General features: G+C 61.0%; 14 protein-coding genes. 5 read left to right on the forward strand and 9 right to left on the reverse strand.

Translation table 11 applies throughout. The annotated features are described in order from the left end of the window. Window position 1 precedes the first annotated feature (1 nt). From MCB86_RS09690 to MCB86_RS09730, 9 genes are all read right to left on the reverse strand, one after another. Entirely contained in the window at window positions 2-1393 is a 1392-nt protein-coding gene (locus MCB86_RS09690; RefSeq protein ID WP_239610738.1) for a lipopolysaccharide biosynthesis protein, read from the reverse strand. A 14-nt stretch (window positions 1394-1407) separates the two neighbouring features. Beyond that, complete coding sequence (locus tag MCB86_RS09695; protein WP_045161226.1) at window positions 1408-2754, reverse strand: UDP-glucose/GDP-mannose dehydrogenase family protein; 1347 nt, start codon at window positions 2752-2754, stop codon at window positions 1408-1410. 155 nt (window positions 2755-2909) lie between these two features. Beyond that, window positions 2910-5108 carry a polysaccharide biosynthesis tyrosine autokinase gene (locus MCB86_RS09700; RefSeq protein WP_045161225.1) on the reverse strand — a complete coding sequence of 733 codons (2199 nt, stop codon included), beginning with the start codon at window positions 5106-5108 and terminating at the stop codon, window positions 2910-2912. Beyond that, window positions 5108-5641 (reverse strand): polysaccharide biosynthesis/export family protein, encoded by a 534-nt coding sequence (locus tag MCB86_RS09705; RefSeq protein WP_045161224.1) that lies wholly within the window; start codon window positions 5639-5641, stop codon window positions 5108-5110. The genes MCB86_RS09700 and MCB86_RS09705 overlap by 1 nt, the downstream gene beginning before the upstream one ends. A gap of 42 nt (window positions 5642-5683) precedes the next feature. Next, the gene (locus MCB86_RS09710) at window positions 5684-6841 is read right to left on the reverse strand and encodes an outer membrane beta-barrel protein (protein ID WP_239610739.1); all 1158 of its coding nucleotides are present in this window, start codon (window positions 6839-6841) and stop codon (window positions 5684-5686) included. A 311-nt stretch (window positions 6842-7152) separates the two neighbouring features. Then, window positions 7153-7683 (reverse strand): transcription/translation regulatory transformer protein RfaH, encoded by a 531-nt coding sequence (gene rfaH / locus MCB86_RS09715; RefSeq protein ID WP_230623578.1) that lies wholly within the window; start codon window positions 7681-7683, stop codon window positions 7153-7155. A gap of 332 nt (window positions 7684-8015) precedes the next feature. Next, window positions 8016-8852: a S1-like domain-containing RNA-binding protein gene (locus tag MCB86_RS09720; RefSeq protein WP_239610740.1), complete on the reverse strand. Its 837-nt coding sequence runs from the start codon at window positions 8850-8852 to the stop codon at window positions 8016-8018. Window positions 8853-9006: 154 nt separating this feature from the next. After that, a complete protein-coding gene (locus tag MCB86_RS09725) occupies window positions 9007-11340 on the reverse strand; it encodes a glucose/quinate/shikimate family membrane-bound PQQ-dependent dehydrogenase (RefSeq protein WP_239610741.1) in 2334 nt (777 codons plus the stop codon). Window positions 11341-11511: 171 nt separating this feature from the next. Continuing rightward, window positions 11512-12660, reverse strand: a complete 1149-nt coding sequence (locus MCB86_RS09730) for a PQQ-dependent sugar dehydrogenase (protein WP_275589471.1) — start codon at window positions 12658-12660, stop codon at window positions 11512-11514. A 149-nt stretch (window positions 12661-12809) separates the two neighbouring features. Here MCB86_RS09730 and MCB86_RS09735 point away from each other — a divergent pair, with 149 nt between their 5' ends. The 5 genes from MCB86_RS09735 to MCB86_RS09755 all read left to right on the forward strand — a co-directional run bounded on the left by MCB86_RS09735 (window position 12810) and on the right by MCB86_RS09755 (window position 16372). Beyond that, window positions 12810-12989 (forward strand): hypothetical protein, encoded by a 180-nt coding sequence (locus tag MCB86_RS09735; protein ID WP_025240851.1) that lies wholly within the window; start codon window positions 12810-12812, stop codon window positions 12987-12989. 106 nt (window positions 12990-13095) lie between these two features. Next, window positions 13096-13818 (forward strand): RNA pseudouridine synthase, encoded by a 723-nt coding sequence (locus tag MCB86_RS09740; protein ID WP_045161218.1) that lies wholly within the window; start codon window positions 13096-13098, stop codon window positions 13816-13818. Between the two features lie 146 nt (window positions 13819-13964). Further along, window positions 13965-14726 carry a transporter substrate-binding domain-containing protein gene (locus MCB86_RS09745; RefSeq protein WP_239610742.1) on the forward strand — a complete coding sequence of 254 codons (762 nt, stop codon included), beginning with the start codon at window positions 13965-13967 and terminating at the stop codon, window positions 14724-14726. A 78-nt stretch (window positions 14727-14804) separates the two neighbouring features. After that, entirely contained in the window at window positions 14805-15338 is a 534-nt protein-coding gene (locus MCB86_RS09750) for a hypothetical protein (protein ID WP_239610743.1), read from the forward strand. Window positions 15339-15496: 158 nt separating this feature from the next. Further along, complete coding sequence (locus MCB86_RS09755; protein ID WP_239610744.1) at window positions 15497-16372, forward strand: DUF6279 family lipoprotein; 876 nt, start codon at window positions 15497-15499, stop codon at window positions 16370-16372. Window positions 16373-16414 lie beyond the last annotated feature (42 nt).

Below are 16414 nucleotides of genomic sequence, written 5' to 3' on the forward strand. Positions count from 1 at the left end.
ATCAATCGAAACTCTCTTCCGAGTACTGGGCTTTCGGGTGCTGGGCCGCATACCACCGGCGCGAGGCGACCAGCACGATCACCATCAGCGACGAGTAGATGATGATGCTGGCGACGGCGAACGCCTGAACGGTGGCCAGCGCATTGCCGATCAGCAGCGCCCCGCCGAATAGCGAAAGCACGCGCAAGCTGGTGCTGAATATCTCGAACAGAAGGAACCGGCCTTGCAGGGACAGCGCCGGCACCGCCACCACGCAGGGGCGCGAGACGAAGATCACGTACTCGGCCAGCGCCAACCAGCGGGCGTACTCGCCCGCGACGTGCCACTGTTCACCGAACACCAGCGCAAACATCCAAGGCCCGAACACCGCCACCAGCGAAAATGGCACCAAGCCCACCAGTCCCAGCGCGCTGGTCGCCTTCAGCAACATCGCCGTGACCGGCTCACGGTCATGGATTGCGCGGCTGATGCGCGGGTAATAGACGTCGGCGACCGACTTGCCGATCAAGTTGGTCGGCATGGTCAGCGCCTGCTTGCACAGGGCGAAGAAACCGGCCGCGGCCGGGCCGAAATAAGCGGCCAGCACCAGCGTTGGCAGATGCTGCGAGACAGCGTTGATCAGCATCACCGGTGCGCGATACTTGGGAAAGTCACTGTGCCGACGAGCCAGCTCCAGCATGCCCGGGTCGCCCTGCTCGGTTTCGTCGGCGTGGTTGTCCCGATGGGGCTTCGCACGCAGCATCGCCAGACCCAGCATTGCCGCGTGCAGGGCCTGCTGCAGCGCGGTGGTGCAAACCAATACCGGTGCCGACGACTGCACCAGGCCGGCCAGCGTGCGCATCGAATTGAACAGCAACGAGTGCCCCACCGCCACGCTCGCAGTGATACGGAAACGTTGTGTGCGAAACAGCCATTGCTGACAGATCTCCAACGCCGCACCGCAGAACATTACGAACGGGATGAGCAGCAGGTACGGCTGGATGATCTGAATTTCCAGCGCGGCCGCCAGCCGATCGCCGAATACCAGCAGCGCCAGGGCGACCACCGTCGCCAATGCCAGGGCGATTGCCAACGCCAGACGCACCAGCCCGCGGGCATCGCCATCACGCTTGGGCAGCACGATGGCGATCGGGTAGGTCAGCGCCGCGACCGGAATCAGCATCATGGTGACGCTGAGGAAGGTCCCCAGGACGCCGTAAGCTTCCGGTCCATAGATGCGGGTGATCACCGGCATGAACGCCAACGTGATCGCCTGCGCACCGGCGGTGCCGGTTACCACGGTGACGATGTTGCGTAGCAACTTGCTTCGCATGCTGGCGTGCAACAGCGCGGCTAGCCTTTCACGAATGGGAGCAGGACCGCGCCGCACGCTGGGCTGATCGATGGCGTTCACTCGCTGCCCCTTGCTCAGGCCAGGACCGGCTGACGGCCGACGCCGTAGTAGCCAAAACCTTCGCGCTTGACCTGCTCGCGGTCGTACTGGTTACGGCCGTCGATGATCAGCGGAGTGTTCAGCAGGCGCTTCAAGGCGCGGAAATCCGGGCGACGGAAAGGTTTCCATTCGGTAACCAGGCACAGCGCGTCGGCATCGATTGCAGCCTCGTACTGACCTTCGACGATCTGCAAACGGCCATCGGCGAACCAGCTTTCCGGAAACTCACGGCGCGCGGTCTCGCGTGCGACCGGATCGAAAGCCCGCACCTTGGCACCGGCATTGATCAGGCTGTTGATCAGCACCACGCTCGGCGCTTCGCGCATGTCGTCGGTGCCGGGCTTGAATGCCAGGCCCCAGACCGCGAAGGTGCGACCGCTCAGGTCGCCATTGAAATGGGTAGAAATCTTGTTGAACAGCGAGTGCTTCTGCTGGTCGTTGCGCGACTCGACGGCCCGCAGCAACTCGGGCTCGAAGTCGTTCTGGTGGGCAATGTTGATCAGTGCCTTGACGTCCTTCGGGAAACACGACCCGCCATAGCCGCAACCGGCATAGATGAAGTGATAGCCGATGCGCTCGTCCGAACCGATCCCCAGGCGCACGTTCTCGACGTCCACGTCGAGGCGCTCGCAGAGACTCGCGATTTCGTTCATGAACGAGATCTTGGTCGCCAGCATCGCGTTGGCGGCGTACTTGGTCATTTCCGCATCACGGATGCCCATGAATATGGTGCGCGGGCGATTTCGGATGAAGGGCGCGTAAAGCGCGCTCATGACCTGGCGGGCATGCTCGTTGTCGGCACCGATGACGATCCGGTCCGGGTGCATGAAGTCGTTGACCGCGGCGCCTTCCTTAAGGAATTCCGGGTTCGAGACCACAGAGAATTCGATATCGACGCCGCGCGCCTCGAGGCGTTCGGACACCGCTGCACGTACCAGATCCGCGGTACCGACCGGCACGGTGGACTTGTTCACCACGATGGCCGGCGCGCTCAGCGTATCGCCAATCTGCCGTGCAACTTCCAGCACGTAGCGCAGATCCGCCGAGCCATCTTCGCCAGGCGGGGTGCCAACAGCGATGAAGAAAACTTCCGATTGCTCGACGGCCTCGCCCAGCGAGGTCGTGAAGTGCAGCCGCCCAGCCGCATGATTCTCGGTGACGATCTCTTCGAGACCCGGCTCGTAGATCGGCAGAATGCCCTGCTTGAGGTTATCGATCTTGGACTTGTCGACGTCGACGCAGTAGACCGTGTTGCCCATCTCCGCAATACAGGCACCGGTAACCAGCCCCACGTAGCCGCTTCCAACGACGGTGATGTTCATAACAGGATCCTCGATTCAGACATTGATACAGGCGTGCCTCGGCGCGACCCTACAGGTGGCCGGAGGCGCAAATTCGTTTGCTGGGCAGATAATCAATCCGAGTCAGGTTCACCGCTAGCGGAACCTGACTCGGTGACGGATGGCGCGAACTGGCTTTAGACCGTCTGCTCGCTGTATCCGTAATGGTCGTAGTAGCCACGGAACTGACCGTTCTTCTTGGCTTTCTCGATATCGACATGATTGAGCACCACGCCCGTGATCGGCGCGTTACTGTTCTGCAGCTGGCTAACGCCCTTCTGCACGTGCGGGATCAGGGTGCTGTCGGATTTGACGACGTAGATCACCGCGTCGGCCAAGGTCGACAGGACGGCCGCATCGCTCACCGCCTGGCTCGGCGGCGAGTCGATGATGATGCGGTCGTAGCGACCCTTGACCACTTCAAGCAACTTGGCGAAGCGTGGCGAAGATAGCAGTTCCAGCGGGTTGGACGGCACCGACCCGGCCGCGATCATGTCGACATTGCCGACGGAATGGATGCACTCCTCGAGCTTGGCATTGCCGCCGATGAGGTTGACCAAGCCCGGCGTACCCGGCTTGAAATCGAATGCCTTGTCGAGCGTCGCGCGGCGCAGGTCAGCATCGATCAACAGCACGCGATGCAACTGCCCCATGGCGAACGCCAGGTTGGCCGAAACCGAGCTCTTGCCCTCGTCCGGCGCCGTAGAAGTCACTACCAATACCTGACGCGGCTGGTTAGCCTCGCTCAGCAGCAGGTTGGTACGAATGGTCCGCACGGCCTCGCAGAAGCGCTTGTCGCTGCTGCGCTCGAACAGATGGCTGACCTCCTTGCGCATCTTGCGTGGCACTTGCGGAACAATGCCCATGACCGGCAGGCCCAGCTTGGTCTCGACCTCTTCGGAGCTCTTGAAGGTGTTGTCGAGGATTTCCCGAATGATCGCCTGCGCGATTCCCACCACCAGCGCCAGGAACAATGCCACGACCATGATCAGCTTCTTGTTCGGTGCACTGGGCTCGGTCGGCGGGATGGCCGCATCGACGATGCGAGCGTTGGTCGAGCTCAGATCCGAGGTCGCGGTGGTTTCCTGCAGACGGGTCATGAAGGTGTCGTACAACGCGCGGTCGCTTTCGACCTGGCGCTGCAGGTCACGCACCTTGAATTCCTTGCGGGAAATGTCCTGGATTCGGCCCTTGTTCTCGTCGAACGAGGCACGCAGCGAATTCTCGTTGGCCACGGCCAGCTGATAGTTACGCTCGATGCTCGCCACTACCTGCTCAACCTGTTGCTTGAGGCTCGCAGTGGCGGCGTTGAGATCCGAGCGTGCCGAAGCCATCGCCGGATGGCGGTCCCCATAGCGACGCGAAAGATCTTCCACACGCGAACGGGCATGCGCCTGGTCAGCTTTGAACTGCTGGATCAGCGGATGGCCAAGCACGGCAGGCACACTGGCCAGACGCTCCCAGCCCTGGCTGCGCATGGACTCGACTTGACGATACTGGCTCTCGGCTTCGGCGCGCTGACGGCGGGCATCGATCATGCGGTCGCCAGTCAATGAAAGCTCGTTCGCACTGATGGTACCGACACCGTCCAGATCGACCAGCCCTTCAGCGTCCAGGTAGGCCTGGAGACGGTCTTCCGAATCCTGAAGCTTCTGACGCAGGGAAACCAAGCGCTCATTCATCCAGCTGGCAGCCGTCATCGACATGTCGACCTTGGCCTCCAGTTGCGCTTCGATGTATGCCTGCGCCAATTGATTGGTCGCTTGCGCAGCGGTCAGACGGTCGGCCATCGCAATGGATAGATAGACCAACTGGCTCTTGCCTTCGACCCACACAGTCGTGCGATCCATGAAGGTCTGGGTCGCGTAATCGATGATCTGGGCCTCGGTGAGCGGCTCAGGCTCTTCGCCTGTCAGCGCATCGACGATGCCCGAGAAATCCACCAGCGGCCCAGGCTGCTGACGCAGGTCGAACTCGGGATGCTCGGTCAGGTTCAGGTCCCGAACCACACGCTCGGCAACGCCACGGCTCTGCATCAGGCTCAGCTGGGTCTGCAAATACTCACTGAGTTCAACCGGCGTATCGGCCGCCGGCTGGAACGACAACACCGGCGTGCCTTTCGTCTCGATGAGTACCGAAGTGACGGCCTTGTAGATCGGGGTCACCCGCGAGAGGAGGAAAAACGTCAGCAACGCGACGATGGCCACCAACAGGACAATGCCCCATTTACGCGACCAGATCGCATGCCAGATTTTCTTCAGGTCTATGAAGTCGCTATCGGCTGCAGGCCCTACGGGACGCTGCCACGGTCGATCCGGGCGAACTGGGCTATTCATCAGAAGAATCCTTCGTCGATGTTGATCGTATCGCCGGGGCGAACCAGGGTGTCCATGGTGGCTTTCTCTTCAGCGCGGCTGCCTTCGGACCCCCGCACAATGGTCATGCGTTTGGTCGAGGCGCGCTCGGTAAGGCCGCCGGCCAGCGCGATCGCCCGATCCAGCGTAAGGCCGGGCTGGTAGGGATAACCGCCGGGAAGCTTGACCTCGCCGGCGATATAGAACTCGCGGTAGTTGACCACCGATACCGAGACACGCGGGTCGATCAGGTAGCCGTCCTTGAGTTTTTCCACCAACAGGCTGCGCACGTCACTCGGCGTCTTGCCGTTGGCGTCGACTTCACCGATGAAGGGAAAGGTGAAGGTGCCGGCATCGGTCAGGCGTATTTCTTCGAAAGAAAGGTCCGGCTCTCCGTGAACGCTGATACGAATCACATCGCCTGAGCCCAGCTGATATTGGGCGGCGCTGGCTGCGGCGCTGAACACCAGCAGCAACAGGACGGAAAAGAATTTATACATGTTCGGGATGCGCATGATCGGCTCCTCCTTAGGCACTGGTTAACATCCTTCCCGGCCTCAAAGGCTCAGGTCGAAGCTCAACAGGTAAACGTTTCGGTCGTAGGTTTCCGAGCTCAGGTTGGAGTCGTTTTCCGTTCTGAGATAGGACAGGGTCACATCGACCCAGCGATCCGGTGACCAGATCACGCCGGCACCGTAAGACGTTCGTTCATCATTTCGACCGATCCCTTCGTAGTCACGATCGGAGAAGCGGTACTTCAGTTCGGTCGCGATACGCGAGGTCCACTCGTGTTCCCAGGTCGCCAGGGTGGTCCAGTCGTTGATAGTGCTGGCCCCGTCATCTCCTTCATCGAAGGCGCGCCGTGAGGTCAGGTTGAACACCGAATAGGTGCGCGGCTTCCAGGTGACGCCGGCTTCCCACATCGGACTGGTGAAATCCTCGCGCTGATCACTGTCGAAATCCTTGCGCTCGGCGCCGAGCTTGAAGCTACCGGAGGTCTTGGAAGTGGCATCCCAGGTCGCGCCACCAAGCAGCGCGATGTTGGTGCTGTCACGCAGCGCACTGGCGAGTTTGTAGTCATGATCGGTGTGCCGAACCTCGACCAGCGAGCGCGTGCTGGCGCCCAGGCGATGGAACCAGATGGAGTTGAACATCAGGCTGTCGCGTTCTTCGGATGCGTTGATGTTGCCGCTGTTGTGGTAACGAAGCTGCTCGTAGTTGGTCCCGAACTCGAGCTGATTGCGCGCCGTCCGGGCGCCGAAGCGATAAGCCGCGCGAGCGATGGCCCGGCTGTACTTGTCGTTCTCGGTCGCGTCTTCGGTATCGGCGGTCTCCTCTACCTTGTGATAGGCCAGCCCCCAGCTCAGACGATGGCGGGAGGTGAACTCCATGACGCTTCTGAGCTTTAGATGGTGGTCGGTATTGCTGGCTTCCGAATCCGAATGAAAGATGTCGTGGTTCAGGGAGTACTCGAGTTCATATTCGCTGTTGCGGTTTCCCGTCCCCAGCAAAAAAGTCGGATTGATTCCAGTCACCCAGGACGCCTGCTCGTTGTCTGACAGCCCGCGATAGTTGTCGTCGTAGCTCTCACGGACAATCAGGGTCGGGGTGAACTCGAAGCCGCCAATGCGTATATCTTGCGGCTCGTTGACCGCCCAACTATCGGTAGCGACAAGGCACAGTAGCGATACACCTGGAAGCGTGATGTTCCTCATATGGAATCCCTTCTCGGAGATAAATTGTTGTTCATACCGACTCCGGCCACGACGCTGGCTTATGTGAGCAGGCATAGACACGCAACAGACCGCAAATATCCCGGACAGTTGCAGAATCGATGAGCGGCGCCTCCATCCAGGCCTTTCCCAGCACACCCTGAAGCCGGTTCGAAGCTGGATTCAGGCACGCTACCGCCCCAGGGCTGGAGTCCCTGTAGCAGTTTGCCAGCAGCCACAACCACAGCCGCAGGCCGCCTCGACCAGCGAATCCAATGGCAGGCGAAACAAAAATTTCGGTGTTTTGTTTTTTATTAGAGCGACGAAACCGCGCGCCGCTGGACGGGCTGAACGCTCGCCAGACTTACCTGGATCCGCTGCTGGCGATTGAGCACGTTCAACAACAGCATCACCCGCTCCTCGCCTTCCATGGAAAGGAAGATGGCTTCCATTTCGGCAAACCCACCGACGTTGACCTGCACTCGATCACCAGGCACCAACGCAGGCCTGGGGCCTATCGCTGCACAGCGTTGCCGGAGGTGATCGACAATGGCGTCCTGCACCTGACAAGGCTGACCACAGAACGCGACGACGCGATTGACGCCCCGCGTGGAGCGTAGCGATAGCCAGCTGTCTTCGGCGCCCATGCGAATGAACACGTACCCGGGGAACAATGGCTGTTGCTGCTCGCGCAGCTTGCCGGCGCAGATCGCTTGCACCGTGAATACCGGTGCGAAGCATTCGAAGCCCTGGCGCATGAGATGCTCCTGAGCCCGCCCGTCCTGGCGCGGCTTGCACTGCAGCAGATACCAGGCCTTCGCCGGCGTTTCGGTATGTCTATCCACAGCGTCTCCGAGCGCGCTAAACATCCGCTGAGGAACCATCGGCGATCCCCCACAAGCCTCTGGATCACCAGACGCCCTTTCTGGACATGATTCGCTCCAAGGGAGTTCCGCTTTGTTACACCCGGCAACACTTAGACGGGACAAGCGGTCGCGCCAAGAAGCCGTGCCGGACGAGACTTGGCCGGAATGCCGTCTAACTCGGGGGTTTCACGAGGTCCGTTGAGGCGCGACTGGCGAGACCAGCAGAAGAAAACCGGACCGCTTGTATGCGGTCGGGCTTACAGACATCGCGAGGAGAATGGAGTGACCAAGCGGCGGCCAGATCAACAGAATCAGGCGCGCTCGATCCGATCAGGGTGGATGACGATTCGGCCCTGCTTGTAGAGACCACCGATGGCCTTCTTGAAATTGCCCTTGCTGACGCCGAACAACCGAGCAATCTCGTCGGCCGCCGTTTTGTCGCCGACCGGCAGGCTGCCCTGATTTTCCTGAAGCTTTTGCAGAATCAGCGCCTGCAAGGCGTCACCGGCTTCACTGCCCACCGGCTGGAGGCTCAGGCTGATTTTGCCGTCCGCGCGGACTTCCTTTATATAGCCCTTCTCGCGCATGCCGCCGCGCAGGAACTTGAAGGCTTCGTTCTTGTGGATCAGGCCCCAGTGCTTGCCGTTGATGATCGCCTTGTAACCCAGATCGGTCGGCTCCACCACCAGCAGATCCACCGCCTCGCCAACGCTGTAGCGCGGCGGCGTCTTGTCGAGATAGCGGTCCAGTCGCGCGGTGGCCGTGATGCGTTTGGTGTGCTTGTCGAGATAGACGTGAACGACGCAATAATCGCCCTCTTTCAGCGGACGCTTTTCCTCGGAATGCGGCAGCAGCAGGTCCTTGGGCAGTCCCCAATCGAGGAACAGCCCGACCCGATTGATCTCGACGACCTTGAGGCTGGCGAACTCACCCACCTGGACCTTGGGCTTCTCAGTGGTCGCGATGAGCTTGTCTTCGCTGTCGAGGTAGATGAACACGTTCAGCCAATCATCGACTTCGGTCGGGACGTTCTTGGGAATGTAACGATTGGGCAACAGAATCTCGCCGTCCGGCCCGCCGTCCAGGTACAGGCCGAAACCGGTGTGCTTGACGATCTGCATGCTGTTGAAGCGCCCGATTGCAGCCATGGTGAACAATCCTGTGAGTCGAAGGCGGCGATTCTAACAGGCCGCAGGATGCGAGCGCGCCACGACGGCCTGCCGAATCGCCCCGTGAATGACAAGCGAGGCCCAGCCACCGGGTGCTGATCGGGCCCCGCTCTGACCAGATTCGCCACACCGGCTATCGTGGCAAGGCATAGGCTATGACCGAGTCACCGGCCTTGGTCCCGAGGGAGCCATGGCCGCCAGCGACCACTACCACCATCTGCCGGCCTGAGCGACTCAGATAGGTCATTGGCGTTGCCTGTCCGCCTGCTGGCAACCGCCACTTGCCCAGCTCCTTGCCGGTGGTGACGTCATAGGCGCGCAGGTAGTAATCCAGCGTGCCGCTCAGGAACGCCACCCCACCGGCCGTGAGCATCGGTCCGCCGAGACTTGGCACACCCATCTTGAACGGTAGGGGAATAGGCGCCCGATCCCGCACGGTGCCGTTCTTGCGCATCCAGTGGGTCTTGCCGGTGCGCAGATCAGCGCCGGCGACATACCCCCAAGGCGGCGCGATGCAAGGCAGGCCGATCGGCGAAACGAAGGGTTTGAGCTCAACCGCGAAGGGCGCGCCGAAATTCTCGTTGAGATGCGGCTCACTATCGGAAACATAGGTCCTGCGGTCGTTCTCACGTGGAATCAAGGTCGAGGTGAACGGCAGATAGGCCGGCGTACTGAACACCATCTGTCTAACCGGATCGACCGCTACGCCACCCCAGTTGAAGACGCCGAAGTTACCCGGATGCACCAAGGTGCCCTGGGTCGATGGCGGCGTATAGCGGCCCTCGTAGCGCAGCGAGTGGAACTGGATATGACACATCATCTGATCGATGAAGGTGGCCCCCCAGAGATCCTTGCCCTGCAGCACGGGCGGCTCGTAGGACAGCGCCGACACCGGCTGGGTCGGAGCGGCCCAGTCCCCTTCGGCGGCGCCCTGCGGCGCAGGCACTTCACGGACCGGTAGAATCGGTTCACCGGTGCGGCGATCCAGCACATAGATGTCGCCCTGCTTGGTCGGTGCGACCAGCGCCGGGACCGGTCCATTGTCCGTATCGATATCGACCAGACTCGGTTGCGCCGGTACGTCCATGTCCCAGAGATCGTGATGCACCGTCTGGAATACCCAGCGCAGCTCGCCGGTATCGAGATCGAGGGCAACGATCGAGGAGGAGAAACGCTCGCTGTTCTCGCTACGATTGCCACCCCACTGGTCCGGCACCTGATTGCCCAGCGGCACGTAGACCAACCCCAACGCCTCGTCGGCGCTGGAAATGCTCCAGCTGTTCGGTGTGCTTTCGCTGTAGGTTTCGCCCTCGGCGATCGGCTGGGTCTGTTGCGGATTACCCGGGTCCCAGTTCCACTTCAGCTCGCCCGTAATGGCATCGTAGGCACGTACCACACCGGACGGTTCGGTGGTCGAAACGTTGTCGTTGACCGCGCCGCCGATGATCACCAGACCGTTGGCGACCACCGGCGGCGAGGTGGAGTAATAAAAGCCCTCTCTCACGTTCGGCATGTTCGCCCATAGATTCACCGCGCCATTGCGACCGAATTCCGGGCATACCCGGCCTGTTTTGGCATCCAGCGCGATCAGCCGTGCGTCTGCGGTCGGCATGAACAGCCGCTGCCGACAGGCCTGCTCGCCAGCGGGCGCATCACTGATGTGATAGGACAGCCCACGACAGGTGAGATGCTGACGATTGACCGAGTCCGGGACCTGTGGATCGAAGCGCCAACGCTCCTGCCCGGTGTCGGCGTCCAGAGCGATGACGAAATTATGCGGCGTGCAGATATATAGACTGTCATCGATCTTCAGCGGGGTGACTTCATAGGTGGTTTCCTCCGGATCGCTGGGGCGGCGACGATCGCCGGTATTGAACTCCCAGATCTTCTCCAGCCGATCGACATTGCTCGGCGTTAGCTGCGCCAGCGGGGAATAACGCTTGCCATGCTGGGTACGGCCGTAGGCATGCCATTCACCGTCGGCGACAGCGGGGCCCTCGCCGGCAGGTGCTGCCGCCAGCGGTTGCGGCAGCATGCCCCTGATGTCGTGGCTGTCGCTGGAGATCGCTTGCACCGCTGCGGCGCCCCAGAGCAGAACCGCCAACATCAGCGGCAGCGCACTGCCACCCCAGGCTCGCGCACCGAAATGCTGCCAACCCAACCGCTGGGCGACCCAAGGCATCAACAACCACAAACCCAGCGGCGCGACGATGCTGCCGCGTGGCGCCAGCTGCCACCAGTCGAAGCCCACCTCGTAGAGCGCCCAACCCAAGGCGCCAAACATCACCAGCGCGTAGACCCACAACGCAGCACGACGTCTAGCCAGCAGCAACATGCCGGTCAGCAAAAAGCCCACCGCAAGCACCGCGAAATACCAGGTCCCGCCAAGCGTGATGATTTTCCAACCACCAACGGCGAGCACCAAGCCCAGGATGATGCACAAGACAGCACTGATGACGACCGCCACTCTTTCCTCCTATCCGTGTGTCAGGCCTGGAGATGGCGATACGACGATCCTGTCGCGAGCCTCTCCTGCAGACGGCCAAGATGCAGCCGGCGATCCGGAATCGTCCGGCACTACAGTGGACCGGCGGTCGGCGAGAACGCTCCATGGCAAAACCGAATCAGGGTATCCGCTTCACTTCGCGCTCAGCCCGACCCGTAAGAGTTTTCCGCTTGGCGAGTCGGTCAGCAGGTATAGGAAGCCATCAGGGCCCAAGCGGACATCACGTATTCGTGCACCCATGTCCTTCAGCAATCGCTCGTCGTGGGTGACCTTGTCGCCATCGAGTTGCAAACGGATCAGCGACTGGTCCACCAGCGCGCCGATGAACAGGTTGCGCTGCCATTCGGGGAAGCGTTGTGCATCGTAGAACGCCATGCCGCTGATCGCCGGCGAGCGTTTCCATACGTGATGCGGTGGCTCGGTCCCCGCCGCTTTCTCCCCCTTGGCTTCGGGAATCGGTTGGCCGCCGTAGTTGATGCCGTAGGTCGCCAGCGGCCAACCATAGTTGAGCCCTGGCTTTGGAATGTTGATCTCATCGCCACCGCGTGGACCGTGTTCGTGAGTCCAGAGCTCACCCGTCCAGGGGTTGATCGCGGCGCCCTGCTGATTGCGATGGCCGTAGGACCAGATCTCCGGACGAGCGTCCTGGGTGGTCACGAAGGGGTTATCGTCCGGAACCTTGCCGTCGGGGTAGATCCGCACCAGCTTGCCCTGAAGCTTGTCGAGATCCTGGGCGGTGGGCCGCTGGTTGTTTTCACCCAGCGCGATGAAAAGATGGCCCTCATCATCGAAAACCAGCCGTGAGCCGAAATGAATACCTGTGGACAGCTTCGGCTGCTGCCGGAAGATCACGGTGAAGCCTTCCAAGGCGTTCAGATCATCTGTCAACCGGCCGCGCCCCACGGTCGTGCCGGCTTTACCGTTCTCTCCCGCCTCGGCATAGCTGAGATAGACCAGCCGATCCTGCCGAAAATCGGGAGACAAGCGCACGTCCAGCAACCCACCCTGCCCGCGCGCATAGACGTCCGGCACGCCAGCGAGCGGCTCGGATAACCGCCCGTCACGCTCGATGACGCGTAGCCTGCCAGGCCGCTCGGTGACCAACATGCCTTTGCCGTCCGGAAGAAAAGCCACGGCCCAGGGGTGCTCCAGATCACTGGCGACGGTTTCCACCGTGACGCGGCCTCGCTCGCTGTCGAAATATTCCATTTCAGCGAGAATTGGCATGGAACAGGTCAAGACGAAACAGCCTGCAAGGCCGATGCGGATATAGCGCAACATGGTTAACTCTCCGAACGTGACGGCAATCATTCAATGAAGACCATGGACGAAGAAAAACGCTTCAGCCAATTGGTACCCATGAAAATCGAACAAAAATTAGCCAGATCTGTATAATGTCCGGTTCGACTGACCAAAGGAACCAGATGACGATGGCCTCCAAGACTACATCCGCCAAACGCAAGCCCGAACCCGCCAGCGAAACCAGCCAGTCTTTGGCCGCTCAGATGGCCGCCTTCCTGAAGGCCGGTGGCGAAGTTCAGAAGATCCCCAACGGCGTCAGCGGCCAGACCCAAGGCCCATCGCGGCAAATCACCATCAGCAAGAAATAAAAAGCCAAGCAGCAACCCGCAACACCTGACCGACAAGCGAGCTTCCGCTGTCATTGCCGTACCGCAGTGGCTCGCTAGGTTTCCCACCGCGACATCCGAGATATCCATGACCGACCCTGTACGCTTGTCCAAACGCCTCGCCGAGCAACTGGGCTGTTCCCGGCGCGAGGCCGAGCTGTATATCGAGGGCGGCTGGGTCAGCGTCGATGGTCAAATCATCGAAGCCCCCTATTTCAAGGTCGACGACCAGCAGATCGAGCTCCTGCCCGGCGCGGTCGCGGCCGAAGTGCCGCCGGTCACGTTGCTGCTGCACAAGCCAGCCGGCCAACCCACCGCCACGGACCCCGCCAGTGCCCAGGTGCAGCTCGCCAAGGCCAGTCACTGGTCTGGCGACGATGCACGTTTCTTGCCGCGCGACCGTCATCTTGCTCGTCAGACCGCCTTGCTAGCGCTCGAGCCGGATGCCAGTGGACTGGTCGTGTTCAGTCAGCAGCGCGAAGTGATCCGCAAGCTGGCCGATCCCCGGGACAGGCTGGAGCAGGAGTACATCGTCGAAGTGGCCGGCGAACCCGAGGAAGGCGGCCTGGCGCTGCTGGCCAAAGGCATTGGCCATCGCGGCAGGGTCCTGCCCAAAGCCAAGGCCAGCTGGCAGAACGAGACTCGCCTGCGCATCGTGCTCAAGGCACCGCAAGCCGGCGATTTGCGCCAGCTGTGCGAAGCCATCGGCGTGCAAATGCTCAGTTGCAAGCGCATCCGCATCGGGCGCCTGTCGATGGCTAAGCTCCCGATCGGCGAATGGCGCTTTCTCGGCGAGCACGAGCGCTTCTAGTAGCAGCCCGTCTGGTATAGCGCCGGCTGCTCGCGCCTTTTGGCCGCTCAGCTATGCTGGTGGAATGGAAACGGACAGAAGCCACCCACGGGTCGCAACATCGAGCCTTGGCCAACCGCTTCGCCACCCCGTCGTAAAGGTTCGCCATGCAGAGACTCGTTCTGGTGCTCATGTTCGTTCTGTTGCCCCTGATCTGTCGGGCGCAACAGCGAATCGAAGTGTGGACCTATCATTTATCGCCGCCTTTCATCCTCGACAACGCTCAGGGCCTTTCGCACGCATTCGTCGACTTGCTCAACAAGGATCTAGGCAATCGCAACCGATTTCGCTTCGAACTGGTGCAATTACCGCGCAAACGTGTGGATGTGCACCTCGTCCGAAAGCGCCCCGGCGTCCTGCTCTGGGCCACGCCAAGCTTCTTCACTGACGCGCAAAAAGCCAATGGGAAATGGTCGCAACCTTTGCTGATTGACCAACAGGATTTCGTCTCACTACCTGATGCCCCCTTTGAATACGAAGGCCCCGAGTCGCTGCACGGCCTCGTCCTGGGGGGCGTGCTGGGGCATCGATACGCGGAATTGGATGAAGACATCGCTAGCGGTGCGATCCCCCGCCAGGATGTTCAGACAGACCAGCAAAATATTCAGAAGCTCCTCTCGGGGCGCATCAACACCTTGCTGATCCCGCGTTCAACCCTGCTCTACTACCGCAAAGAGCAACAGCTCAGGGATCTATATGTTTCGGCCACCCCGTTGTACAAATTCGCGCGACACCTGCTCATCAACGGCGCACCTGGCAAGGCCGTCGTCGACTACCTAGACAACTTCCTCGCCACCTTGCCGACCAATCCCGAGTGGCAGATCCTCCTGTTTGAGTACGGCCTCAAGCCCATCGCCAGTGAAAGCTGAAACAGGCTGAACAGAACGGGAACTTGCAGGTCAGAACACGCGCTGACCCACCTAAATAATCAAGAGAACAAGGCAGCAATGAAGAATGCACTGATGATCGGACTGCTCTTGGCCCTGGGTGGCTGTGCCTCTCAGCCCTGTGATCAGACCGACAGCGGCTGCCGCGCGGAGCGGCTGCTCTATCAGAATGATCTGTTGCAGGCGAAAATCCTTATCGCCATCGGCGACGAAGGGGGCTACGAGCTCGCCGATGCTCTGCTCCAGCGCAGCGCCCGTCTTGATGAGCGCGGTGAGATCGAGTTTTATCAGGCCTTGCTGATGATTCGTCAGGGCCCGCAGCCGGCCGAGGTGCTGCGCCTGCTCGAAAAAGCGCGAGCCAAAGGCCATCCGCATGCCATCGCGCTGCTTTACAAGATCTACCAGGAGCCCTATTTGCTCGAGGAGCGCGACACGGCCAAGGCAGAGCAGTACCGTCAGGCTTATTCGGAACTGGATGTTGCGCAAAGCGGCTACCCTTCCTTCGACAAGGCTCTGGAGCTGGTCTCCGAACTGATCGAACCGCCACCGCCGATACCCGAGCGAATCGACCCCTGCGCCAACCGGTGCCCGTAACCGACCATCGGGACGCAGCCACCGCCCCTCTGCTCCCGTTCACCGCCCGTCACAACCGGCATCCGCGCTGCTGCGTCAGTCCGAACTGCCGCGGCGCTCCGCTGTTCTACTGAACAAGCGATATCGCCGTTTTGGCTGATGGCAAAACGAGGGCTCCGATGCATATCCGTCAGGCGTGTGGCCGTAAGGCCTTGTTGTTACTGATCACCGTCTGCGTGGTCCTGGCCGGCTGCAGCCGCATGAACCTTGCCTACCGCAACCTACATCTGCTGATTCCCTGGTCACTCAACGACTACCTGGACATGAATCGCGACCAGCAGCAGCGCTTGCGGGCCCAGCTGCGCGACCATCTGAGCTGGCACTGCCGTACCCAGCTACCCGCGTATCTCAAGGCGATCGAGCGCCTCCAGAACCAGGTTGGTCAAGGCGACATTAACGAAGCCAGGCTGCGGGCTCACTACCAGAGCGCGAAACAGGCGATTCAAACCATTGCCGTGGAAATCACCCCGACCACGACGCAAATGTTGCGCGACCTCGATGACGAGCAGATCAGCGAACTCAGCGAGGCCTTTGCGAAAGATCGCCGCGAACGTGAGAAGAAGTATCTGCAGCCTCCACTGGAGCAGCAGATCCGCGAACGCGCGCAGCGCATGACTGAGCGCGTCGAGCAATGGTTGGGCAGCGTCAACGCGGTGCAACGGCAGCGCATCCTCGCCTGGGCGCACACGCTCGGCGACCAAAATCGATTCTGGCTGGCCAACCGTGCGCAATGGCAGCAAGCGCTGAGCGAAGCACTCGCCAAACGCCACGAAGAGGGCTTCGACAACCGCATCGCGAAGCTACTGCAAGACCGCGAATCCTTCTGGACGACAGACTATCGAGACGCTTTCGCCCGCACCGAGCAGGCGGCCTTCCACCTTGTCAACGATCTCTACGCCCTATCCGACACCGATCAGCGGCGCCATCTCGAGGCGCAGCTGGGAGATCTGCACAAGGATCTGAGTTCGCTGGACTGCTTGTCCGAGTCTCGCTGACCTTCGTCCTCAGCAGCCGCTCAGGCCAGCCATTGGCCGGAT

Source organism: Pseudomonas sp. KSR10, from assembly GCF_022355455.1.
Lineage (GTDB): Bacteria > Pseudomonadota > Gammaproteobacteria > Pseudomonadales > Pseudomonadaceae > Stutzerimonas > Stutzerimonas stutzeri_E.